This is a genomic window from Antrihabitans auranticaus (genome assembly GCF_016481275.1).
Classification (GTDB): domain Bacteria; phylum Actinomycetota; class Actinomycetes; order Mycobacteriales; family Mycobacteriaceae; genus Antrihabitans.
In genome coordinates this window covers 637,386-657,898 of the sequence record NZ_JAEMNW010000004.1, presented here as the reverse complement: position 1 = coordinate 657,898, position 20,513 = coordinate 637,386, and the positions used below count along the sequence as shown (strand labels likewise).

General features: G+C 63.8%; 25 protein-coding genes. 7 read left to right on the top strand and 18 right to left on the bottom strand.

Translation table 11 applies throughout. The features are described 5' to 3' along the window. The first annotated feature begins 160 nt into the window (after nucleotides 1–160). The gene (locus JGU72_RS21230; RefSeq protein ID WP_199686016.1) at nucleotides 161–928 is read left to right on the top strand and encodes an alpha/beta hydrolase family protein; all 768 of its coding nucleotides are present in this window, start codon (nucleotides 161–163) and stop codon (nucleotides 926–928) included. Nucleotides 929–1,261: 333 nt separating this feature from the next. Here JGU72_RS21230 and JGU72_RS21225 read toward each other — a convergent pair whose 3' ends face one another. The 5 genes from JGU72_RS21225 to JGU72_RS21205 form a co-directional block, all read right to left on the bottom strand. Further along, on the bottom strand, nucleotides 1,262–1,693 hold the full coding sequence (locus tag JGU72_RS21225; protein ID WP_199686015.1) for a DUF6069 family protein: 432 nt from the start codon (nucleotides 1,691–1,693) through the stop codon (nucleotides 1,262–1,264). A gap of 94 nt (nucleotides 1,694–1,787) precedes the next feature. Next, nucleotides 1,788–3,041: an RNA polymerase sigma factor gene (locus JGU72_RS21220; protein ID WP_199686014.1), complete on the bottom strand. Its 1,254-nt coding sequence runs from the start codon at nucleotides 3,039–3,041 to the stop codon at nucleotides 1,788–1,790. Continuing rightward, nucleotides 3,038–3,385: a YciI family protein gene (locus JGU72_RS21215; RefSeq protein WP_199686013.1), complete on the bottom strand. Its 348-nt coding sequence runs from the start codon at nucleotides 3,383–3,385 to the stop codon at nucleotides 3,038–3,040. The genes JGU72_RS21220 and JGU72_RS21215 overlap by 4 nt, the downstream gene beginning before the upstream one ends. 128 nt (nucleotides 3,386–3,513) lie before the next feature. Next, the gene (locus JGU72_RS21210) at nucleotides 3,514–3,852 is read right to left on the bottom strand and encodes a DUF732 domain-containing protein (RefSeq protein WP_199686012.1); all 339 of its coding nucleotides are present in this window, start codon (nucleotides 3,850–3,852) and stop codon (nucleotides 3,514–3,516) included. 152 nt (nucleotides 3,853–4,004) lie between these two features. Continuing rightward, complete coding sequence (locus tag JGU72_RS21205) at nucleotides 4,005–4,682, bottom strand: class I SAM-dependent methyltransferase (protein WP_199686011.1); 678 nt, start codon at nucleotides 4,680–4,682, stop codon at nucleotides 4,005–4,007. Nucleotides 4,683–4,784: 102 nt separating this feature from the next. Between JGU72_RS21205 and JGU72_RS21200 the strand changes: the two genes are divergently transcribed. Together JGU72_RS21200 and JGU72_RS21195 are read left to right on the top strand one after the other, a co-directional pair. Next, nucleotides 4,785–5,642, top strand: a complete 858-nt coding sequence (locus JGU72_RS21200) for a helix-turn-helix transcriptional regulator (RefSeq protein WP_199686130.1) — start codon at nucleotides 4,785–4,787, stop codon at nucleotides 5,640–5,642. Nucleotides 5,643–5,657: 15 nt separating this feature from the next. After that, nucleotides 5,658–6,323 (top strand): nitroreductase family protein, encoded by a 666-nt coding sequence (locus JGU72_RS21195; RefSeq protein WP_199686010.1) that lies wholly within the window; start codon nucleotides 5,658–5,660, stop codon nucleotides 6,321–6,323. On the opposite strand, the gene JGU72_RS21190 is transcribed toward JGU72_RS21195, so the two are convergent. Then, nucleotides 6,320–6,604, bottom strand: coding sequence for a hypothetical protein (locus tag JGU72_RS21190; protein WP_199686009.1), 285 nt, complete (start codon nucleotides 6,602–6,604; stop codon nucleotides 6,320–6,322). The genes JGU72_RS21195 and JGU72_RS21190 overlap by 4 nt on opposite strands. A gap of 109 nt (nucleotides 6,605–6,713) precedes the next feature. Beyond that, nucleotides 6,714–7,340: a TetR/AcrR family transcriptional regulator gene (locus tag JGU72_RS21185; RefSeq protein ID WP_199686008.1), complete on the bottom strand. Its 627-nt coding sequence runs from the start codon at nucleotides 7,338–7,340 to the stop codon at nucleotides 6,714–6,716. 94 nt (nucleotides 7,341–7,434) lie between these two features. On the opposite strand from JGU72_RS21185, the gene JGU72_RS21180 reads away from it, so the two are divergent. Then, nucleotides 7,435–8,736 (top strand): NAD(P)/FAD-dependent oxidoreductase, encoded by a 1,302-nt coding sequence (locus JGU72_RS21180; protein ID WP_199686007.1) that lies wholly within the window; start codon nucleotides 7,435–7,437, stop codon nucleotides 8,734–8,736. A 17-nt stretch (nucleotides 8,737–8,753) separates the two neighbouring features. Here the strand turns inward: JGU72_RS21180 and JGU72_RS21175 are convergent, their stop codons facing one another. The 6 genes from JGU72_RS21175 to JGU72_RS21150 form a co-directional block, all read right to left on the bottom strand. Further along, nucleotides 8,754–10,097, bottom strand: a complete 1,344-nt coding sequence (locus JGU72_RS21175) for a flavin monoamine oxidase family protein (protein WP_199686006.1) — start codon at nucleotides 10,095–10,097, stop codon at nucleotides 8,754–8,756. 125 nt (nucleotides 10,098–10,222) lie between these two features. Beyond that, nucleotides 10,223–10,843 carry a TetR/AcrR family transcriptional regulator gene (locus JGU72_RS21170; RefSeq protein ID WP_199686005.1) on the bottom strand — a complete coding sequence of 207 codons (621 nt, stop codon included), beginning with the start codon at nucleotides 10,841–10,843 and terminating at the stop codon, nucleotides 10,223–10,225. A 59-nt stretch (nucleotides 10,844–10,902) separates the two neighbouring features. After that, nucleotides 10,903–11,250: a DUF3099 domain-containing protein gene (locus tag JGU72_RS21165; RefSeq protein WP_307828532.1), complete on the bottom strand. Its 348-nt coding sequence runs from the start codon at nucleotides 11,248–11,250 to the stop codon at nucleotides 10,903–10,905. Between the two features lie 45 nt (nucleotides 11,251–11,295). Next, a complete protein-coding gene (locus tag JGU72_RS21160; protein WP_199686004.1) occupies nucleotides 11,296–12,534 on the bottom strand; it encodes a lipase family protein in 1,239 nt (412 codons plus the stop codon). Further along, nucleotides 12,531–13,391 (bottom strand): alpha/beta fold hydrolase, encoded by an 861-nt coding sequence (locus JGU72_RS21155; RefSeq protein ID WP_199686003.1) that lies wholly within the window; start codon nucleotides 13,389–13,391, stop codon nucleotides 12,531–12,533. The genes JGU72_RS21160 and JGU72_RS21155 overlap by 4 nt, the downstream gene beginning before the upstream one ends. 25 nt (nucleotides 13,392–13,416) lie before the next feature. Continuing rightward, nucleotides 13,417–14,673, bottom strand: coding sequence for an MFS transporter (locus JGU72_RS21150; RefSeq protein ID WP_199686002.1), 1,257 nt, complete (start codon nucleotides 14,671–14,673; stop codon nucleotides 13,417–13,419). A gap of 110 nt (nucleotides 14,674–14,783) precedes the next feature. Here JGU72_RS21150 and JGU72_RS21145 point away from each other — a divergent pair, with 110 nt between their 5' ends. Further along, entirely contained in the window at nucleotides 14,784–15,773 is a 990-nt protein-coding gene (locus JGU72_RS21145) for a LacI family DNA-binding transcriptional regulator (protein ID WP_199686001.1), read from the top strand. Nucleotides 15,774–15,782: 9 nt separating this feature from the next. Here JGU72_RS21145 and JGU72_RS21140 read toward each other — a convergent pair whose 3' ends face one another. Both JGU72_RS21140 and JGU72_RS21135 read right to left on the bottom strand, forming a co-directional pair. Then, nucleotides 15,783–16,412: a hypothetical protein gene (locus JGU72_RS21140; protein ID WP_307828531.1), complete on the bottom strand. Its 630-nt coding sequence runs from the start codon at nucleotides 16,410–16,412 to the stop codon at nucleotides 15,783–15,785. Then, a complete protein-coding gene (locus JGU72_RS21135; RefSeq protein WP_199686000.1) occupies nucleotides 16,409–17,797 on the bottom strand; it encodes an MFS transporter in 1,389 nt (462 codons plus the stop codon). Before JGU72_RS21135 ends, JGU72_RS21140 begins: the two co-directional genes overlap by 4 nt. Before the next feature lie 123 nt (nucleotides 17,798–17,920). On the opposite strand from JGU72_RS21135, the gene JGU72_RS21130 reads away from it, so the two are divergent. Further along, nucleotides 17,921–18,247 carry a hypothetical protein gene (locus JGU72_RS21130; RefSeq protein ID WP_233532723.1) on the top strand — a complete coding sequence of 109 codons (327 nt, stop codon included), beginning with the start codon at nucleotides 17,921–17,923 and terminating at the stop codon, nucleotides 18,245–18,247. Nucleotides 18,248–18,253: 6 nt separating this feature from the next. On the opposite strand, the gene JGU72_RS21125 is transcribed toward JGU72_RS21130, so the two are convergent. Continuing rightward, a complete protein-coding gene (locus JGU72_RS21125; protein WP_199685999.1) occupies nucleotides 18,254–18,871 on the bottom strand; it encodes a TetR/AcrR family transcriptional regulator in 618 nt (205 codons plus the stop codon). A 76-nt stretch (nucleotides 18,872–18,947) separates the two neighbouring features. On the opposite strand from JGU72_RS21125, the gene JGU72_RS21120 reads away from it, so the two are divergent. After that, nucleotides 18,948–19,289, top strand: coding sequence for a cupin domain-containing protein (locus tag JGU72_RS21120; protein WP_199685998.1), 342 nt, complete (start codon nucleotides 18,948–18,950; stop codon nucleotides 19,287–19,289). 148 nt (nucleotides 19,290–19,437) lie between these two features. On the opposite strand, the gene JGU72_RS21115 is transcribed toward JGU72_RS21120, so the two are convergent. Together JGU72_RS21115 and JGU72_RS21110 are read right to left on the bottom strand one after the other, a co-directional pair. Next, nucleotides 19,438–19,707 carry a hypothetical protein gene (locus JGU72_RS21115; protein ID WP_233532722.1) on the bottom strand — a complete coding sequence of 90 codons (270 nt, stop codon included), beginning with the start codon at nucleotides 19,705–19,707 and terminating at the stop codon, nucleotides 19,438–19,440. A 278-nt stretch (nucleotides 19,708–19,985) separates the two neighbouring features. Then, entirely contained in the window at nucleotides 19,986–20,300 is a 315-nt protein-coding gene (locus JGU72_RS21110) for an ANTAR domain-containing protein (RefSeq protein ID WP_199685997.1), read from the bottom strand. Between the last annotated feature and the right edge of the window lie 213 nt (nucleotides 20,301–20,513).

Here is a 20,513-nt window from a genome sequence, read left to right as displayed (position 1 = left end):
ATTCAGCTACGGTCCGTGCGCCCGATGTCCCGCGAGCCCGGCAAGAATCAAGCCCAGGCGAACGCGAATTCGTCTGCAACCGGCACGGACAGTACTCGAAAATTTTCGGCCGATCTTCACAACGGGATTACTCACGCGGTTGGAGTGATACAAATCGTGGATGGCTGAACGCGTCACATTTCCCAGCTCCACAGGACCGCAACTCGCCGGAATCATCGATCGACCATCCGGCAAGATACGCGGCTGGGGTGTCTTCGCCCATGGATTCACCCTCGGCAAGGACTCCCCCGCGTCCGCACGAATCTGTAAACAGTTGGCGGCCGACGGAATTGGCATGCTTCGCTTCGACGCTCTCGGCCTCGCCGATTCAGAAGGCGACTGGGGTGACGGTTCGTTCACCGTCAAGGTCGACGACATAGTGCGCGCCTGCGAGTTCATGACCGAACGTGGGACGGCTGCCGACATCTTGATCGGTCACTCGTTCGGCGGCGCTGCAGTGATTGCTGCGGCACGGCAATCACCCGGTGTCCGCGCGGTCGTCACCGTTGGCGCACCTGTCGATCCAGCACATGCCGAGAAGCAATACGACGCCGTTGTCGACCGCGTCCTCTCGGAGGGCAGCGCCGAATGGATGGTCGGCGGGCGAACGCTCACCCTTAAGAAGGCCTTTGTCGAGGACGTCCGGAACGCACGACTGCAGGAGAAGATCCGTGCGCTGAAACTGCCCCTGCTGGTTCTGCACTCGCCGACGGACAACACCGTCGGGATCGAGAATGCGAGCGAGATCTTTCGCACCGCACGTCACCCGCGGAGTTTCGTCTCCCTCGAAGGTTCCGAGCATTTCCTCACCCGCCCCGGTCAGGCGCAGCGGGCCGGCCGCATCATCGGCGCGTGGGCGGACGCCTACGTCGGAGCCCGCAAGGCCTGACGTCGCAACTGGACGCGACCCGAGCTAGCGGGGCATTGCGGCGACGCAATCCTGATATGGGGCACCGGAATTGAAGCAGTCGTACAGGCCGGACTGATTATCGCCGGATGTCGGAGGCTCCCCGCAGCGCACTCCGCATCGTTGGTAGTTCGGCACGAAGGATTCGTTTGTCAGTCGGCACACGTCGGTGCAGGTCCGCGCGACCTGTGTGCAGTAGACCGTCCTGCCGTTCGCGAGATAGCCGGCGGCGCCGTGGTCCGCGCAGTTTGCCAGCCCTGTAGGCAGTTACAGGACTGGCATACCCGATGACCTGCCGGTCGAACCGTATTTCCGTCAGCCGCGACGGGGCACGAGACGCGAAGCGATCACGGGGATCACGATCACGGCAGCCACGACATGTGTGAGCATCAGGGTGAGCTTGGTGTCGACCGACGCATCGATGATCGCATCGGGGACCAGCGACAAGGCCGTCAGTGCGACCGTGGTCCGCACAAAAGCGACGCGCGGATTTCCCGCCCATCGGCGCAGCCCGGCGGCGAGAACGATGCCGATGATGGAGAAGATCAGGGTCAGCTGCGCGAAACCGGCGAGGGGAATCGGCTCGCCTTCGATCGCGAGGGAAACGCCGGCAGCATGGGCGACGGCTGCCACCGCCGTCGTCGCCGCAGCGGCTCCGACTGCCGCGAGTGCGGCGGGACGCCAGAATGCGGCGGCTGCAGCGGCGCTGGTGCGGGCGGTGGACGTGGTGTGAGCGGTGGTGGTCATGTCGATCTCCTGTGTGGTTCGGCGGCCCGTTGCTGCCTCTCATAAGTGCCACGAACGGGGCCGACCGGATACGACAGGTCCTCGGAAACTTTTTTCAGATTCCGCCCCGCGCAACCAGGTGATCGCGCCGCCTCGTCAGGTAGGCGCGCTCGGCGGAATTCTGCGTTGCCGCAATCGCGGCGTCGTATGCGGACCGCGCCTCGGTACTGTGCCCGAGCCTGCGCAGGAGGTCGGCACGCGCGGCGTGCCAGGCGTGGTACCGATCGAGGGCGAGCTTGTCGATGATCGCCAGCGCAACGTCCGGACCGTCCAGTTCGGCAAGGGCGACAGCCCGATTGAGTGCCACGATCGGGGTCGGCGCGATCGCATACAGCTGGTCGTAGAGCGCGACGACCTGACTCCAGTCGGTGTCGCGCGCGTCCCGGGCGTCGGTGTGGACTGCGTTGATCGCAGCCAAGAGCTGATATTGCCCGGGTCGGGATCGCTGTGCTGCCACTCGTGCCAGGCATTCACGCACCAGTGCATGACCCTCGGAGATGAGAGCACGGTTCCAGCCACCGCGGTCCTGCTCGTCGATCGTTACGAGTTCCCCGCCTCTGACGCGGGCGGCGCTGCGCGCATCGGTCAGCAGCATGAGGGCGAGCAGGCCGGCGACCTCGCCGTCGTCAGGCAACAGTTGCCGCATAATGCGACCGAGCCGGATCGCCTCGGCGGTCAGGTCGGCACGAATCGGATCCTCGCCGGCACCGGCGAGATAGCCCTCGTTGAAGACGAGGTAAATGACCGTCAGGACACCGGCCAGCCGATCGGTGACGTCGTCACGGTCGGGCACTCGGAACGGAATGTGGGCGGACTTGATTTTGGCCTTGGCGCGGGTAATGCGTTGCGCCATAGTCGTTTCTGCAACCAGGAAGGCGCGAGCGATTTCCTCGACCGTGAGCCCGCCGAGCAAACGTAAGGTGAGAGCAACGCGCGCTTCGGGCGCGAGAGCCGGGTGGCAGCAGGTGAATACGAGCCGAAGGCGGTCGTCCTCGACCAGTCCGGTCGGCTCGTGGGGCGTCGGATCTTCGATCATCATGGCTGCCTGATGCTTTGTGTCGCGCAGGGACTCGCGGCGAATCCTGTCTATAGCGCGGTGGCTCGCAGTGGTCGTCAGCCAGCCACCAGGGTTGGGTGGGATGCCGTCGACCGGCCACCGCTCGATGGCGATGAGCAGGGCCTCGCCCGCCGCGTCTTCGGCGATATCGAGATCGCCGAAGCGTCGGGCGAGCGAGGCAACCACCCGGCCGTACTCTTCGCGATAGATCCGATCGATTCGTTCGGATTCAGAGCGAGAGTTTATGGTCATGCGCCGTCGTAGGTCCGGATCTCGATTTTGGCCTCACAGACCTTCGACGCCCTCGCCGCAATCTTCAGTGCGGCATCGAGATCAGGGGCCTCGATGACCCAGAATCCACCGAGTAGTTCCTTGGTTTCGAGGAACGGTCCGTCGGTGACGATCACCTCCGTGCCGGTGTTGTCGACCGTGGTTGCCTCATCGGCGCGCCCGAGACCACCGGCGAACACCCAGGAGCCCTCCGCCTTCAGCTCGTCGTTGAACCGGCCCGTGGCATCGAACTGCGGCTGTGCCTCCTCGAGTGGCATGTCGTAAACGCTGGGGTCGACGATCACGGAAAGCATGTACTGGGCCATCTCGGATTCCTTTCATCGTGGCGGCCGTCGGCTGCCTCTACCCTCTCCACGAACGCGTCGAACCAGATACGACAACCCTTACCCAGATTTTTCGAATTTTCCACTTCCTCGGCACTGGTACCGCGAGGTCAGCCGGCAAACCCCGGGCACAGGTTCGTCGTGGCCGCGCTCAGGAAGAGGGTGCCCTGGTCGAACTGGTAGAGCTGCTCGATCGAGCTTGTTTCGTCGAGCACCGAGACACCGCCCGCGAGGTCGGCGCACGACGCGTAACCCGCAGCGATCATCTCGGCGGACGACTTGCCCGGCAGCGTCGCGTTGTTGATACCGATCTCCTGGAGGAACGCTGCCTCGGCGATGCCATCGTCCGCCAGAGCCGTTCCGCCGCCGATCACACCGGCGCCGAGGCCGGCAATTGTCAGACTGAAAACCGCTGCGATTGCGCGGGTGCGAATTGGGCTGGTGAACATTTTTGTCCTCTTCTCGGTCGGGGCAAGTCGCCGCCTGGCGTGGTACCTACCCTTCGGGATCCGCGAAGGACAGGAAACCCACCCTCGGGCTAACACCGACCCGCCCTGCGGGTGGCGGGCCGATACCCCACGGTCGGGCCACCCAAACAAGATCAGGTAGTTCGGACGGCACGGTAATAGGTGAGCCGGCCCAGCAGGCGGTGCCGCTCGGACGCTACGACGGTGCAATCGAATCCGTTGGCTTGCAACAGCCTTGGGATTGAATCACCGAGATTTCCGCTGCTGTGATGGCCGCGCATGTGTCGCCGCGCTGCGAATCCGTCCGAATAGGTCATCTCGCCGCCGATGTCCACCAGGTGAAGGCTGCTCCCCGGGCGCAGCACCCGAAAGACCTCGCCGGCAACAGCAACCTTCGCCTGCTCGTCGAGGTGATGAAACATCATCGACGACAGCACACGGTCGAACGAACCGTCGGCATACGGCATTTCCTCACCGAATCCGTGCTCGAAACGGATCCCGGTCAGTCCGGCTGCCTTTCGCTGTGCCCGAGCCAGGGCCTTCGGGTCCGGATCCAGACCGACAACCTCCACTCGGCGGCCTGCGTTCGCGACTCGCACAGTGAGATTGCCTGTACCGCAACCAACTTCGAGCACGCGGTGCCCGTCGTGCAACTGCGCCTCAGCTATCAGCCTCTCGTACACCTTGGGCATGCCGGCCAGCCGAGTGAGCAGATCGTAGCCCGGTAGAAATGCATCGCGACCCGCGGCGGGTAGGTAGTCGCGTCCATGCCCAAGGCCGGATGGCATACGTTCGGGATGATGTTTCGTCATGCTTCCATCGTGATCGATTGCCCTACTGAGTAGTCGGGTGATTCTCGGCGAGAATTGGATTATCTTCGGTTGGTGTCCGACGTCAGGTCCCGCGCTACACGAATGGTCCGCCACAACCGAGGCGTGCCGGTCTTCGCGTATCGCACAGATCCCGGAACACCGCCGGTTTCGGTACTCCGGCTCGACAAGCACAGTCCGGATGACACGAATCATCCGCATATCCACGACTTCCCGCTCCTCGCCTACGTCGGGGAAGACAACGCCGCGTACGTGGTTGCACCCGGCCAGACCATCGACACGTCGGCGATACGAACACCGTCGAGCAGTATCACTGTCTTCTTCGATCCCGCAGCCCTCGCGGGCGGCGAGCATTCACCGTGGTCGACCTGGCACGCCCATCCGCTACTCTCGCCGTTCCTGCACGGACGTCCTGACGGCGTACTGCGCGTCGACCTCCCCGCTGAACACAGCGCCCAGTGGGAACGGACGATAATCGCGATCGAGACCGAAACGACCGCCCGGCAAGACGGCTACCGCCAGGCAGCGCTGGCTTATCTGACGCTCCTTCTGATCGACCTCGCGCGACTGACGACGGACGTGGTCGGCGAACTACGAAACCGTGGCGAACCGCTACTTGCCACCGTCTTCGAGGTCATCGACCGCCAGCACACCGAGGCGCTGTCATTGCGCGATGTCGCCAACATCGTCGGTATCACTCCCGGGCACCTCACAACTGTCGTCCGACGCCGAACCGGACGGACAGTACAGGAATGGATTATCGAGCGACGCATGCAAACAGCGAGACAGCTTCTCGCAAGCACCGACCTGCCGATCGGCGAGATCGCACACGGCGTCGGAATGTCCGACCCCGGGTACTTCACCCGCGTCTTCCGGAACAACCACGAGACCTCTCCACGCGAGTGGCGGAAGAAGTGGCAGGCCGATTCCAAGATCGAGTAGCTTCGCGGGCCTATCGTGGAACCCGTGGACTTCGACGAGGTAGCAACAACGACACGTGCTGTTCGGAAGCGTCTCGACCTGGAACGACCGGTCGAACCCGATGTCATCAATGAGTGCCTCGAGATTGCACTCCAAGCACCGACCGGCTCGAATTCGCAGGGCTGGCGGTTCGTCGTTGTCACGGATCAGGCCAAACGCAGTGGCCTCGCCGAGTGTTACCGCGCCGGTTGGCGCAAAGCGTACGGATCGACCGATCCGACGGCGGGGGTGCCCGCCGACAAGGCAGCGCAGCAGGAACGCGTGCACTCCTCGGCCGACTACCTGGCGAACAACTTGGAAAGAGTGCCCGTTCTCGTCGTCGCATGCTTGCTGGGGAGAGTGCCGGAGGGTACGCCGACGGCGGGGTGGGCGGGGTTTCTCGGATCGATCGTTCCGGCGGTGTGGTCGTTTCAGCTCGCGCTACGCAGCCGCGGCCTCGGGTCCGTCTACACGACGTTGCACCTTTATCAGGAAAGGGAGGCTGCCGAGTTGCTCGGCATTCCCGACACGGTCACCCAGGTTGCGCTCATCCCCGTCGCATACACGAAGGGGACCGATTTCAAGCCTGCTGTTCGCCGACCGGTCGACGAGGTCACGTACTGGAACGGTTGGAAGCAAGCGGCCGGTTCGTCCAGCGACTAGTAGTCCAACGAGGCGAGACGCTGCATCTGGATCCGATACGCGTCACCCGCGACCTTGCCTGCCAGTCTGGCTTGCACCAACAGGGCTTCGGCGGATCCGAGCGTCTCCATATCGACCTGCGTTCGCACATGCGCCTGCATAGAGGGGTGCGACAGCATTGCGACGCGACGGCGCACGTCCGCATCGCGTCGTGCCTCGCGTCGTTTCGCGGCGAATGCGACGGCGTACGACGACATAGAGATCGCGGCAGCCCCGCACATACAGACAGCCATCCAGTGCATGTCATCCACCTTTCGAGGTCGGACGCGAGTGCTCTACGTTTGTTACGGATTGATAACGTGTCGCCACCCCGAATTTCTTCCCGATGTGATGGAGATCACTCGAAAGCCCTCAGGCGGGCTGGGCGCCCCGTGCGGCAAGCAATCCCAGCTCGACGACCGCTCGGGTGATGCGCGGAGCGAGTTCTGCGGGATCGGCGCCGAGACGGTCGGCAAGGTTTCCGGCGAGGGCGAGGGATGCGAGGCCGTGCGAGAGCGACCAGCCGGCGATCACCACAGCGTTGAGGTCTTCGGTCGAAATATCGGCATTGCCATGGAGATCGCGCAGGCTCACCTGAGCGCTGCTGTACAGCAGGTCGAACGCGGCATTCCGCGCCTGCATCAACTGCGGGTCGTCGAGCCGGTACAGATAGGGGCGGAACATCACTTCGAAATAGCCCGGGTGAGTGAGCGCGAACTCTACATAGGCCTGCCCACCCGCGATGAACCCGTCCGGCCCGATCGCAGCAGGTGCGATCATGTCCGTCGCAATCCGAAACCCTTCCGCGGCAACCGCCGTGAAGATGCCGGACTTGTCCCCGAATCGATACGCCAGCGCCGCGTGTGACACACCGGCCCGACGAGCGATCGCACGCATGCTCACGGCACCGATTCCGACCCCCTCCACTTCGGCGACAGCGGCGTCGATCGTGGCACGCTCAAGGTCGCCGTGGTGATACGGACGCTGCCCACTCTCCATAACCGCACGATATCCCTCGAAACTGGCCATTGATAAGTTCTTCCTGTCGAGGCAGACTTACCATTGGTAAGATACATCGAGCAGGAGCACTGCAATGGAGGATTTCGACGTCGCAATCGTCGGGGCACGCTGTGCAGGCGCGTCCCTCGCCACATTGTTGGCACGCCGCGGTCTGCGCGTGTGCGTAGTCGACAAAGCGCAGTTTCCAAGCGAAACACCGTCGACGCACGTCGTCCAACCGTGCGGGGTCCGAATACTCGGCGAGCTCGGTGTGCTCGATGCCCTGCTCGAAACGGCAGTTCCGCTGAACCGGTTCACGATGATCAACGACGACGTGCGGATCGACGGTCCGATCGACGTCGAAGAGTTCGGCGCACCTGGCCTGTGCGTCCGTCGACTGACCTTGGACGCGGCACTCGTCGACGCGTGCAGCGCGGCCGGAGCTGATGTCCGGACCGGCCACGCGGTGACCGGCGTCCTGAAAGACGCAACCGGTCGAGTGCGCGGCGTGCGAAGTAGGGACGGCGATATCAATGCTCGACTCGTCGTCGGAGCCGACGGGCGAAAGTCGGTAGTGGCAAAGTCTGTCGGTTCGGCCGAGTATCTGACAACTCCCCCGGGACGAATCCCGGCGTGGGCGTACTTCGAGGGAGTCGACGATCGGGAGGGCCGGCTGCGGATAGGACGGGTCGGCGATCTGACGTTCTTGGCCAGTCCCACTGATGGCGGGTTGTACATGGCCGGAATCGCTGTCGACGTCGACCGCGTATCCGACTTCCACTCCGCCCGCGACACATATTTCAACGACGCGCTTGCCCGCTGCCCCGACCTGCCGGAGTTGCTCGATGGCGCTCGCCGGGTCGGCCCGATCCGCGTGATGACCGACTGGCACGGCTACTTCAGGCAGTCCGCCGGCCCCGGATGGGTACTCGTCGGCGATGCGGGTCATTTCAAAGATTTCACTGCGGCACAGGGTATCTCCGACGCCTTGCGGCAAGCACGGTCATTGGCGGCGACCATCGGTGACGCCTTCAGCAGTGGCGGCGACACCGACGCACCGCTGCAGAACTGGTGGCGCTGGCGCGACCGCGATGCCTATGAAATGTACTGGCTTGCAACAGACATGGGGCTACCGGGCACATCGACTCCACTGATCACCAGGCTGCTGCGCGGCATCGCCGACGACACGGAGTCGACGCGGCTGTTCGGCCATGTCCTCAACCACGATCTGGCCCCAGCAAAGCTGTTCACGCCGCGCCGACTTCTCGCCGCGTCCGCACGCGCCTTCGCCGACCGGCCCGGACAGATCTGGGCGACGTCGCGCGAGATCGGCTCCGCGATCGGAAACGACATTCGACGAACTCGTGCCCGGCGGACAATCGGGCAACTGCGTTGACCGCTCGAACAATTCGCTCAACGCGGGTCCTGCAATGCTTCGGTGACCTCGAAGGCGGCCCGAGCGCCGGACTCGATGGCGCCTTCGAGATATCCGGCATGACTGCCAGCCGTTTCCGTTCCCGCCCAATGGATATCGCCGTACGGCGCCCACGATACGGGCGAAATAATCTCAGCGGTACCGGGTTCCGGCAATGCCAGATAGCCGCCACCGACGTATTCATCTAGGTGCCAAGACTTTTCGTGCCAGCTCACGGGTGCGAGCACTTCGGGTCCAACGTGTGCGACCAGTGCGCCGAGAAATGCTTCGCGACGAGCTTCGCCGTCGAGGCTGTCGAGGCTGCGCGCTTCGGGACCCGCCACCAGTACACACAGGTGACCTGGTCCGTCCGGCGGCGTGGTGTCGAATACTGCCCTGCCGGGCTTGTCGAGAACAAGGAATTCACCGCCGTGCCGTTGCCGCCAGAATGGCCGTTCGTAGACTGCGATCGCCTTGTAGACCGAGCCCATGTAGCTGTTCTGTTCGACGTCGACTCGCGCCTGCGGGAGCGCGGGTTCGTGCGTGATCCGCCTTGCCATCGGTGGCGCAACGGTGACGATCACTTTCGTCGCCAGCACCGCACCCGACGTCGTCGCAACAGTCACACCACGGTCACCGCGAACAATCGAGGTGACCCGGTGCCCAGTGCGAACCCGCGGACCGAGCTCAGCGGCCAGCTTGTCGACCAGTGCCCCTGCGCCTTCGACGAGCAGCGACTCCTGAGCGCCACCGCTCGTGGAGAGCATCGTCGCCAGACCGCCTTGAAGGCGGATCATCTTCGTCATCGAACGAATGGACAACCGGTCGAGATCCGCGGTCCAGGAGGTCAGCGCGATCACTTCGAGCAACCGCCGAGGGCTGCGGCCCGGCACCCTCCGCAGCCAATCCGCGATTGTCGTGGTGTTCCAGCGTTCGCGGGTTCCGATGCGGGACAACAGTTCTATGCCGACGAGAAGGAGCGCGGTGAGCAACATCGAGGGCCCGGCGGGCGACAATCGACGGTGCCCGTCGATCACGACGGGTAGCCGCCCAGTGTGCATGCGGAATTGCGTGAGGCCGAGTTCGGATGCCAGGGCCGCGATTCGGTGGTGATCGTGCCCGATCCACTGACCGCCTAGGTCCACCCGAGATCCCAGAGCAGTTGTCTCGCTCATCGCTCGGCCGCCAACCCGGTCGGCGGCCTCGAGGACAATCACGTCGATTCCGTTGCGCATGAGTTCGCGCGCCGCGATCAATCCCGACAGACCAGCGCCGACCACCACCACAGTCGTGCCGACTGTCGAAGCCTGCTCTGCCGGTGCCGGTGTCGGATCCTGTTCCATGCGGTCCTCTTCCCCGTGTACGAGTCGTCGATAGAAAGTCTAAGTCGGTCAACCGACCGACATTTTTAGTAGGCCACACTGAAGGCCCCATTTGCAAGGAAAGTGACGAACCAGCTTCGCGACGGTCAGGCGGTATGACGGCCCACGGGCTGCGGATCGGCGAACAGGACAATCATGTCGACCGCACGGTTGAGGTCACGTCGGGCACGATCAGGATCAGGGTTCGCCACGTACTGCACGATCAGGCCGTCGACCATGGCGAGTGAGAGGCGCCCGAGAGTCTCGAAGTCGACAGCGCAGCGCTCGCCCGCCGCCTGTGCCGCCTGCTCGCAGAACTCGGTAACAAGCGACGTATAGCGCTGGTACTGCAGGCGGGCCAGGCTCCCCGAATCCTGGCTCCGAACCGAGTACATCGCGAGTTCGTACTGCATGACCTGGAGTCCGACCTCGCCGTCGACCAACTTGTCCCAGAAACTTGCAACCCCATGCCTGATCGCATGGGCGACTCCCCGATCCAGCTCGAGATCGGCCTGGACCGCAACCAAAACGTCGTCGATGATTGTGGCGATGACGGCACGCAACATCTCATCCTTGGTCGGGAACACGTAGTGCAGTGTGCCCAACGGAATGCCTGCCTCCGTCGCGACGGCGCGCAATGTCGTGCCCGGCACTCCCACGGCGCTGAGTACCTGAACTGCTGCGGTCACGATCTGCGTTTCGCGCTGCGCTGCTTTTATGTAGGCCACGGGTCTCCTAGGTCGGCCTACCGAGTTTCGCATGACCTGGACAGCTCAGGCGCGATTAATCAGTCGGACACCCGACCGATTTGGGTCAACTCGCCGCGCGCAATGTGGGTCACGCCTTCCCACGGCGGCAAGTCGTCGATCACATGAGCCACCGCCCACGGCGCCGGAAGTGCGAGTCCGAGGATTGCCAACGACACCCAACCGATTCCGACGAATCCGTAGACCACGCCGGCCAGCAAGAACGCGAACAGCTGCAACGAGGACACGATCGCGCACCTCCGCACGCGGACCCGATACTGGTCGTCGAGCGAATTGGCCGCAGTCGTGATGCTGATCGGGCGGCGGGCCGTGCCGTTCTGGGCGGTATTCCACCGAGACACCGGTGCCATCAGGTTGAAGGCGCTCACGTCACGGGTGTACCCGGTGGCGAGCACCCCGAACCGCGCCGATCATCACACGATGTGGCAACCGGCCTGCGGCGGCACTCCCGCGAATCGATCACTCAGATAGCCTATGGCGGTGGGTAATCCGGCAAAGGCTGCTGGACCGTGCCCCGCGACGTCGGTGCGGTCGTACGTCACCGTCACACCGGCCGCGCAGTACCCGTTGATCAGTTCGTCGGTCGGGGCGATGGGCAATGCGTCGTCGAGGCTGCTGTGCCACGCGTACATGGGTGCGGTCGGAACGGCTTGGCCGGGCTTCTGTCTGTCGGCAGCAGCAGCCAGGGCCGAGTTGCCCGCCAGATCCGCACCCGACGTCTCGGTCACGCGACGGAAAGAGTTCTCGTTCACGACCTGTTGGACGCATTGATTGCTGGCAGTAGCAATTGCTGCGCGGCTCGAATCGTCCAGCTGTGCCGGGATATTCAATTCCGGGCTCAGCCGGTTCAGGGCCGCGATTGCGATAACTCCGAGGCCCGCATTGTGCGTGCCGTTGTCCATCAGGATGCCCGCACGAATGTCGGCCGGGATCCCGCCCGCAGCGAAGCCGGTGAAGTTCAGTTCCGGTGCATACTGCGGCTGTATTTCCATCAGCGAAACAGTGGCGAAGGCGCCACCGGAATAGCCGAACGCGGCCACCGGCGATGCGGGCGAAAGGCCCGCTGGAGGAAAGGCGAGTGCGGCGCGAATTCCGTCCAAACCACTGTGCGCCGTCTGGCGGCGGTCGAGGAATCGTTCCTGTGGGCCTTCATAATCCGAGACGACGACAGCCCAATTGCGGGACAGCATCAGGGCAGCTATCGGAGTCTCCTGGTCTTGGCCGTTCTGGAGTCCGGCCGCGATACCTGCGCGAATGACATACGACGACGCGCATTGAATTCCCAGACCGTCTTCGGCCATCTGGTAGCTCACCACCGGTCTTGGACCCGGACCGAACCACGGCGTCGCGGGCACCATCACGGTCGTAACCCCTGTGGTCGCTCGATCGTCGGCGTCTGTCGACTTGTACTGGACCTGCCACACGTTCACCGGAAGTGGAAGGCCGTACAGCGCCGACTGCCGCGAATTCAGAATGGCGCCATTGGCATAGCCTGCGAGGTTGGGTGGGGCCGCATAGAACGGATCCCGGTCAGGGGTGAGCACCGGTTCTGCGGAAGCGATACCGCCGTTGAACATGGTCGCGACGATTGCCAGCAAAGCACACAGTCCGCCGAGGAGTGCGCGGCGCCGCTTCCCCTTTTCTCCGTTCATGGCCGAGCTCCGTTCGAGTGGGATGGCGTGGTCGAAATGCATGCTGCGTTGCCGCTGATGAGCGCAACGATGTCGGACCACAGCGGCCGTGGGAGCTCGTGGCCCATACCTCGGAAAATAGTCAATGTGGAACCGGGAATCAGTTCGTGCAGTGCCTTGGCTGCTGCCGGATCGATCAGGCGGTCACCGTCGCCGTGCAGGATCGTCGTCGAGACGGCGATTTTCGGTAGGGCACCCGAGCGGTCCGGCGAAGCAAAGACTGCGGCCAGCTGCCGAGCGGCACCGTCCGGGTCGTAATCGCGGTCGTACATGAGCCCGCCGAGGGTGCGCAGCCAGTCGACATCTGTCGGATAGCCGGGCGAGGAGCAGGCGGCTTCGTTGCGGACGTACAACTCGACAGCGTCGGCTCGATTCTCTGCTCGCGGCAACGCCATTCGTTCTTCGACCAGGTCCTGGCCGGAAAAGGTGCTGCGGTGATTCGGCGCCGTATAGATCAACGTCAGCGACCTCACGAAATCCGGATGGTCGACTGCCAACTCCTGGGCGATCATTCCGCCCATCGACTGCGCAACTATGTGCGCGGAGTCGATCCCGAGTGTCCGCAGCAGACCGGCGGTGTCGGTGGCCATGTCTGCCAGCCTGTAGCCGCCGTCGGGGAACTTTTGAGACAGTCCGACATCACGGTTGTCGAACCGGACGACATAGAACCCGGCGTCGGCGAGCGCGGCACACAACTCGGGGTGCCAGCCGAGCATGTGCCCACCCAACCCCTGGATGAGTAGGAGCGGTGGCGCTTTCGGATCACCGAATGTGTCGTAGCAGATACGTACCCCGTCGGGGGTGTGGGCGATTGCCATCTGGCGGCCTTTCCAAGTTGAGAGGTCAGCGAATCGAACGGATCCGCATGATGATGAGCCCGGCGATCGACGCGCAGACCGCACCGAACACGAAGAGGGCGATGTATCCGCCGAGCCAGGTGATCAGCACTCCGGCAACAACCGACGACAGGATTTGCGGAAGTCCAGTCGCGACAGCGAGGATGCCGAAGTCTCGGCCCTCATTGTCCTTGTCCGGCAATACAAGTGACATGACAGCAAGATCCACGGCGTAGTAGGTGCCGATGAAGGCTCCGGACAGAATCGCGAAGGCGACCATGCCGTGCCATGTCGGACTGATGATCGGCACGAACATCGATGCGCCGAGCCCGACCGAACTGATTCCCACGAACAGCTTGCGGCGATCGAGCTTGTCCGCAAGCCAACCCGCGAAGATGGCAACGATCGTCCATGTCACCACCGAGATCGTGGCCAGCGTGCTGACCGCGACGGCGACGTTGCCGCCCGGAATGTTCTCGACCCCGATGTAGTCCTGCATCGAATAGAACAGGTAACCGTTCACCGTGAAGTAGGCCAGCGACAGACACGCCCTGCTGAGGAAAGCCAGCCCGAAGTCTTTGCTTCCGAACGCCTCGAAGAACGCGCGTAACGCAACCGACGCTCGCCGAGGTGGCCTCGCCACCACCGCCATATCGACTGAGGACGCCTCCCTCGCACCGACGACCAGCACGAAGCTCGACACGACGAGGCACAGGCCGAGGATGGCGTAGCCCCAGACCTGGTCGACCCGACTGGCCACATTGACACCGAACAAGATGCCGAGAGGCGCACCGAGACCTAGCACCGACGAGGCCAGGCCACGTCGCGCCACCGGCACCCTGTCGGGCAAGATTGCCGAAAATGCGCCTTGGTAGAAGTTCGTCGTGAACCACACGATCACGCAGGCGAACGTCAGGACGACTATCCCCGCGCTGAGCCCCATCCCCACCAGCAGAATCGCCGACAACACGGACATCGCGACTATCCACGGCGTGCGGCGGCCGAACGGCGAGCGAGTGCGGTCCGAGACCGCTCCCCCGATCGGTAGCGCCAGCATCGATGCGATTGCGGCCAGCGTCGTGATCAACGCCAGGTTGCCGACCTTCGACTCGGGATCGATAGCTTCGACCTGTGCGGGCAGCAGGATCTGCTGAATTCCGTTGTAGACGGCATACATTGCCGTCGTTGCCGGCAGCAGGAAGGTCAACAACCGACCGAGCCCGGCGGAGTGAACCGGTCTTGTCGAGACCTCGACGTCGATCATAGGCTTCCTCGATTGTCCGGTGATGCGAATCACTAATTCGTATTAGTGAACGGTAGCGGTCTTCTGCGACGAGCGCAATAGACTCGGTGAAACGCGAAGCCGGGAGAGCCATGGCCAGGATCACCAGTAAAGACGTCGCCCGCGAGGCAGGCGTCTCGCAGACGACGGTGAGCTTCGTGCTCAACGACCGCAGTGATCAGACAATTCCACCCGAGACCAGACAAGCCGTGCTCGCCGCCGCACAACGGCTCGGATACGTACCCTTTGCCGCTGCCCGCACCCTGCGCAGTGGGCGCAGCAACGTTGTGCTGTGCGTCCAGCCTGACTTTCCGATCGCGCAGGCATTCGAAGAGTTCAAGATAACGCTGAGCCAGGTCCTCGGCGAGTCCGGCTACGCCTGCCTGTTCGTGCACAGCGCCGGTAGCAGCAAGCCACTCGCGGAGCTCTGGGCGCACGTACAGCCTGCGGTCGTCGTGGCCTTCGGAGCGCTGCCGACTCCCGACGCCGAACCCGTCCGCCGAGCGGGAATTGCTCTGCTGGACAACATCTTCGAGCCGGAGAACAGAATCGTCACCGGCCTGGACCAACGTGCGGTCGGACGCATGCAGGTGCAGCACCTCGTCGAGCAGGGGCACGAGCGGATCGGGTTCGGCGCCGGCGCCGACCCACGAGAGCGTGCCTTCTACGAACCACGTCTACTGGGGGCCACGGACGCGTGTCGCGAACTAGGCCTTGATCCCCCGATCACTGTGCCCGTTCAGTACTCCACCGAGAGTGCCCGATCCGCGGTCGAAACGTGGACCCGAGATTCGAGAGTCACGGCAGTCGCGGCTTTCAACGACCTGGTTGCCCTGGCCATCCTCGCAGCGTGCCGAAGCGACGGGGTCCTCGTGCCGGACGATCTGGCGATCATCGGGGTCGACAACCTGCTTGCCGGTTCGATGACCGGCCCAGCACTCACGACCATCGCGATCAACCTGACCGTGCCGGCACGTTCGCTCTCTGCAAAGATTCTCGAAGTGGCGGGCGCAGCCGCCGCCGTCCCGGCCGGCTGGGATCGGCAACCCATTCTCACTCTCGTTCCGCGCGAAACCACCTAGCAGCCTCGGTCAGCCAGGGAGCAGGTCGCGGAGCCGCGCGACGAGCGAGTCCTTCACCGCTTCGGTGACAGCGGCGTTGATCATGCGGGTGATGTCGTCGGTGTCGTTCATGTCGGCGAGTACGGCGCGAAGGTCGAGGTCGGCGATCGCGCGGCGCAGAATGTCATCGGTCTTCAGCGCGCCGTTCACCAGCGAGTCCGGCAGGCGGCGGAGCAGCGACTTCACGTAACCTGGCAGGTCCGCGTTGACCAACGCCTCGTCGGCCAGATCGGACGCAGGCGGCAGCGTGCCTTCGGCTTTCATCCGGTCGACCGCCTCGAGCAGGCCCGCTCGCATCGCATCGATCTCGGCGTCGGTCCGCTCCCCCTGCAGCGCAAGCTGCAACACCAGCGCCTCGCGAGAGATCTGCAGGCGACAGGCAGCACCGTCCAACCCGATCAGAACAAGTCGCACGCCGAGGGCTTCGATACCGCTCGCGACCGGTTCGACCACCCTGGCAGTACACGGGTCCACAGGGCGGCCAGGGACGAAGTCACCGCCACCGTTGGCGACTTGGACTCCCAGAACGACGCTCACCAGCACCGCGGCGACCATCGGGAGGATTGCAGCGCGCAGGGTGAGGCCGTCGTCGCGTGTCACTTCTTCACCCGCTTACGCAGCAGACCGAAGGGGATCAGCGGTACGAGAGCGGCCAGCGCCAGTGCTGCACCGATGAGGAACGAGTCACGGAAAGCGCGGGTCGCCGCCCGCTCGAGCTGTTCGTCCAGGTTGCGTTCGAGGGTCTGTGCGGCTTGGCGCTGCTCGGGAGCAACCTCCAGGGCTGCGAACGCCGGATGCAGGTCCGGCACCCGGCCACGCTCGCTCTGCAGCTGGTCGCTCAATCCTTTTGCGAGGTCGATCTTGTCTTGCATACGCAAGGGGGCATCGAGCACGAGCCCGGTTATGGCTTCCTGCGCGGGCACTTGCGCATCGACAAGGTCGGCAGTGAACACCGGCGTCAAAAGCGCAAGACCGAGAACGACACCCGCATGCCGGGCGCCGATCGTCCAACCGCCGTGCATCGCCCGCGGCAGCCGATCACGCAGGGCCTCGAACGTCAGGGAATCCACTGTCAACCCGAGTCCGAGCCCGATCAACGCCTGCGGCGCAATTGTCCAGGCCAGATGCGCCGACGGTGGTATCGCGAGCCCGACAAGACCGCCTGCGATGAGCAGACATCCGGCGGCGGACTCCGAGCGCGGCCCGGCACGGACCCGTCGGGCGAGCGGTGTCGCAAAAAACGCAGCGACCGGCACAACCGACACCGTGAGCGCAGCGGTGGCCAGCGAGCGACCCCAGCCCTCGACGAGTAGCAAGACGAGCAGGAACAGGGCGGCGGTCAACGCAGCGGAAAGCAACATCAATGCGACGTTCGGTGCAATGGCCGGGCGGTGCTTGTCCATCGCAGGAACCGAATTGCGAGGGATCGCGAGTGCGGCCGGTACCGCGAGCACGGCGATCGGCACCTGCACAACGAAGATCGACTGCCAGGAGATCGCCTCCGTGAGGAGTCCACCCGCAACCGGACCGATCGCGGTGCCGAGCACGCCCGCTGTCGTCCAGCGAGCGACTCCCCGTTTCTCGTCGGTTGCCGCGACCAGCAGTTCCAGACAGCCGACCAGCGCAAACGCACCGCCGAGCGCCTGCACGCAACGCGCGGCGATCAATGCTTCCATCGAGCCGGCCAATGCGCACGCGGCTGACGCACCGGCGAAGACGGCGATTCCCGCGGCGCACATCGGCCCGGGATTCAACCGGGTGCAGGCCCATGCTGCGGGCACGACGATCAGAGCAAGGACGAGGTTGAACGCGATAAGCACCCATGCGACCTGCGCGACGCTCCCGCCGAGGTGCCGCAGGATCTCGGGCAGCGCGAGCGTGACGATCGCAGAGTCCGCGAGTACCACTCCCACGGTCAGCGACAGCAGGGGAACCGCGACGCGACGCACCAGAACAGACTTACCGGACGCGGCACCCGTGTCCACCCGGACGCGCCCAGGAATTACGGGCCAAATTGCGCATAGCGCTCGGCGAGGTTGGCAATCCGCAAATGGGGGTAGACACAGCCGACCAGTAACCAGGATGTCGACGAGAGACGGTGGTACCAAATGGTGTCGATTGGACCGGTTTTCCGGCCGATAATGATCGGTAGCTTCGCTCTTTCGGCCGCGCTCCTCGGTGGCTGCAGCGATGTCGAAGAGGCGGTGAACAGCGGCGGCGATACGTCTTGCAGCGATTACCTCGAGCAGGACCAGGACGATCGCCGAGTCACCGTCACAAAGTTCTTGAAGGAGGACAGCGGAAACGACGCGGAGCCCGCGGGCACCGCAGTCGACGCCGCAATCCTCGCCATCGACCTGCTCTGCTCTGCACAGCAGAACGGAGACACCCCGATCAAAGACGCGGACCTGGAAGGGATCCTGTCCCCCAAGTGATCGCACTCAGTCGCGTGGTGTGACTACATCCGGATCGGAGCACAGCGCGTGGGCGAGAAGCGCTTGCGCGTTGCGGCGCAACACATCTGCGGCCTCGTCCCGGGACAGGCCCGCAACGTCCACCAGCCAGATCAACGATTCGATACCGGTTGCCGAACGAATCGCCATCGCGAGCCGTTTGGTGTCGATGTCAGGACGGGTGGGGCGCAACGGAGCCAGGGCGTCCTCGATCCAACCGATCGCCCGACCACCGCGCAAGACCGGCATCTCGGCGTGTTCGGGTTCCAGCGAAAGTCGCAGTGCGGTGCGCAGTTCGGGCTCCCAGTCGAGGCTGATCCGCACGCATTCGGTCATCACCAGGTCCAGGCGGGCAGTTGGGTCAGCAGGTGCCGGATCGGGAAGCAGCGAGCTACGTTCGATCTCCGGTCGCACCGCACTCAACAGTGCACGTTGATTCGGGAAGTATCGGTATGCAGTAGTCCGTGAGATATCCGCGGCACTGGCCGCTTCCTCCACAGTCGGGATCATGCCCTCACCCAAAAGCGCGCGCGTCGCGGCGACAAGTGCCGCACGAGTGCGAGCCTTCTGGCTGCGCCGACCGGTGACCTCGTATGGAACTGCCATACGGTTTATGGTACCGAGATGCCCTTCATGGTACTGTGATCCCATATAAAGCGCGTCGAGCATACGAGGATCGGCCATGAGTACAGACCCCACAGTCACCGACGCCGAGCTTTATCGGGTGATCTTCGAGAACGATCGGGTGCGGATCCTGGAGTACCGCGATCGGCCCGGACAGCGCACTCACTGGCACGGTCATCCAGATACGGTCATGGTCCCGTTGGCATCCTTCCAGCGGCGCGTCAGCGCCGGCGGCCGCGAGGTCGAGGTGGAACTGGCCATGGGTCAACCGCGATGGGTGAGCGCGCAGGAACACGCCGGAGAAAACATCGGCGAGACCGAAAGCCATGCCCTGTTCATCGAACTCAAAGAACCTGCTGCTTATCGAGAAGGTTCGGCGCTGGGGCCGTCGCCGACATAGCGGTTACGCGCTGCCCACTGGAGGCACCGACAACTTTGCGTCCGCCCCATGAAGGTCCGCGCTACCGCGAGAATGAACATGCGCCGACGACCGACCACGTCGGCGAGCAACGGCGATCGGAACCTATCCCCTGTTCCGAACGAGACGCTCAGGCCGTGGGTCGGAGGGGGTTCGATGTCGAGGTGGGGTCGCTTCGGTGGGTCCACAGCCGCCGCCGGCATACCTTCAGTAGCTCGTTGGCGGTTTGCTCGTCCAAGCGATGTTGATCCGCCTGCAGGATCCGCTCCAATCGACCGAAGAACTCGTGCGCCGTCAGGCCGAAACGGACCAAGATGTCTTCGTCCGGCCCGCCACCGAATCGCCGCCACGAACATGCGAAATCGATCATCAAGCGCGCGTTGCTGTCGGGGTGCGTCATTCCGTCCTCCTTTTGGGTGCGACGTGAATTCGTGCGGTCGCTCGAACCGCAGAGTGACCACAGTAGGTCGGGAAAATGACGTAGATGTTTCGCGTTTGCCGCGCTACCTGCTTGGTCCCACCGATCCACGACGGACCCCGAGGGCTCGCGCGATCGTGCTGGATCGCAGATTTCAAGCTTTCATCGATAAACGCCGGGTCAGGAGTCGATCACGGACAACACGCGATTGTCGGCATGACTCTGATGGCGGTACTACGCGCCGCCCGCTACCCGGCCGCTCAACGGTGACCGTCGAATTGCCTTGGAGCCGACCGAAAGGACAGATCTTCGCGCCACTGCGGATCGATCAGGTCGGGGCGCCGCGATTCCACACTGGGCGCTCGATCGGTCGAACTGGCCAAATCGACCAAGGCCGCCGCGATAGCGAACACGCTGACCTCCTGCGCATGTGCGACCCGAGCCAACTCCGCATAGGCGGTGTCTGCATCGAAGCCGTACAGCGCCATCAAGACGCCTGTCGCTGTATCGACGACCGATCTTGTTCTCACCGCGTCCGACCGGTCGAGATCGGGCTTCTGAGACATCGCGTTCATCGGTTTCAATTTCTTTGGGCCTCCGCTGTCGGATTGCTGACCCTATCTCTGGATCTCGAATACCCAGCGTTCGCAGAACGAAGCATCATTCCGGATGGCGCAATTTCCGGCGCAACTAATTACAGACATACCTGACGAAGCCCGAGCGGCGTATGGCGCCGAAGCGGGCCCTATTGTGTCATTTGTCGCTGATCCCGCCTACGAACGACGGAG

What these genes read in the sequence shown, in the direction of transcription:
- JGU72_RS21230 (WP_199686016.1), top strand. Translation starts at nt 161, where the DNA reads ATGGCTGAACGCGTCACATTTCCCAGCTCCACAGGACCGCAACTCGCC.
- JGU72_RS21225 (WP_199686015.1), bottom strand. Translation starts at nt 1,693, where the DNA reads ATGACCACCACCGCTCACACCACGTCCACCGCCCGCACCAGCGCCGCT.
- JGU72_RS21220 (WP_199686014.1), bottom strand. Translation starts at nt 3,041, where the DNA reads ATGACCATAAACTCTCGCTCTGAATCCGAACGAATCGATCGGATCTAT.
- JGU72_RS21215 (WP_199686013.1), bottom strand. Translation starts at nt 3,385, where the DNA reads ATGGCCCAGTACATGCTTTCCGTGATCGTCGACCCCAGCGTTTACGAC.
- JGU72_RS21210 (WP_199686012.1), bottom strand. Translation starts at nt 3,852, where the DNA reads ATGTTCACCAGCCCAATTCGCACCCGCGCAATCGCAGCGGTTTTCAGT.
- JGU72_RS21205 (WP_199686011.1), bottom strand. Translation starts at nt 4,682, where the DNA reads ATGACGAAACATCATCCCGAACGTATGCCATCCGGCCTTGGGCATGGA.
- JGU72_RS21200 (WP_199686130.1), top strand. Translation starts at nt 4,785, where the DNA reads ATGGTCCGCCACAACCGAGGCGTGCCGGTCTTCGCGTATCGCACAGAT.
- JGU72_RS21190 (WP_199686009.1), bottom strand. Translation starts at nt 6,604, where the DNA reads ATGCACTGGATGGCTGTCTGTATGTGCGGGGCTGCCGCGATCTCTATG.
- JGU72_RS21185 (WP_199686008.1), bottom strand. Translation starts at nt 7,340, where the DNA reads ATGGAGAGTGGGCAGCGTCCGTATCACCACGGCGACCTTGAGCGTGCC.
- JGU72_RS21180 (WP_199686007.1), top strand. Translation starts at nt 7,435, where the DNA reads ATGGAGGATTTCGACGTCGCAATCGTCGGGGCACGCTGTGCAGGCGCG.
- JGU72_RS21175 (WP_199686006.1), bottom strand. Translation starts at nt 10,097, where the DNA reads ATGGAACAGGATCCGACACCGGCACCGGCAGAGCAGGCTTCGACAGTC.
- JGU72_RS21160 (WP_199686004.1), bottom strand. Translation starts at nt 12,534, where the DNA reads ATGAACGGAGAAAAGGGGAAGCGGCGCCGCGCACTCCTCGGCGGACTG.
- JGU72_RS21155 (WP_199686003.1), bottom strand. Translation starts at nt 13,391, where the DNA reads ATGGCAATCGCCCACACCCCCGACGGGGTACGTATCTGCTACGACACA.
- JGU72_RS21150 (WP_199686002.1), bottom strand. Translation starts at nt 14,673, where the DNA reads ATGATCGACGTCGAGGTCTCGACAAGACCGGTTCACTCCGCCGGGCTC.
- JGU72_RS21145 (WP_199686001.1), top strand. Translation starts at nt 14,784, where the DNA reads ATGGCCAGGATCACCAGTAAAGACGTCGCCCGCGAGGCAGGCGTCTCG.
- JGU72_RS21130 (WP_233532723.1), top strand. Translation starts at nt 17,921, where the DNA reads ATGGTGTCGATTGGACCGGTTTTCCGGCCGATAATGATCGGTAGCTTC.
- JGU72_RS21125 (WP_199685999.1), bottom strand. Translation starts at nt 18,871, where the DNA reads ATGGCAGTTCCATACGAGGTCACCGGTCGGCGCAGCCAGAAGGCTCGC.
- JGU72_RS21120 (WP_199685998.1), top strand. Translation starts at nt 18,948, where the DNA reads ATGAGTACAGACCCCACAGTCACCGACGCCGAGCTTTATCGGGTGATC.
- JGU72_RS21115 (WP_233532722.1), bottom strand. Translation starts at nt 19,707, where the DNA reads ATGACGCACCCCGACAGCAACGCGCGCTTGATGATCGATTTCGCATGT.
- JGU72_RS21110 (WP_199685997.1), bottom strand. Translation starts at nt 20,300, where the DNA reads ATGAACGCGATGTCTCAGAAGCCCGATCTCGACCGGTCGGACGCGGTG.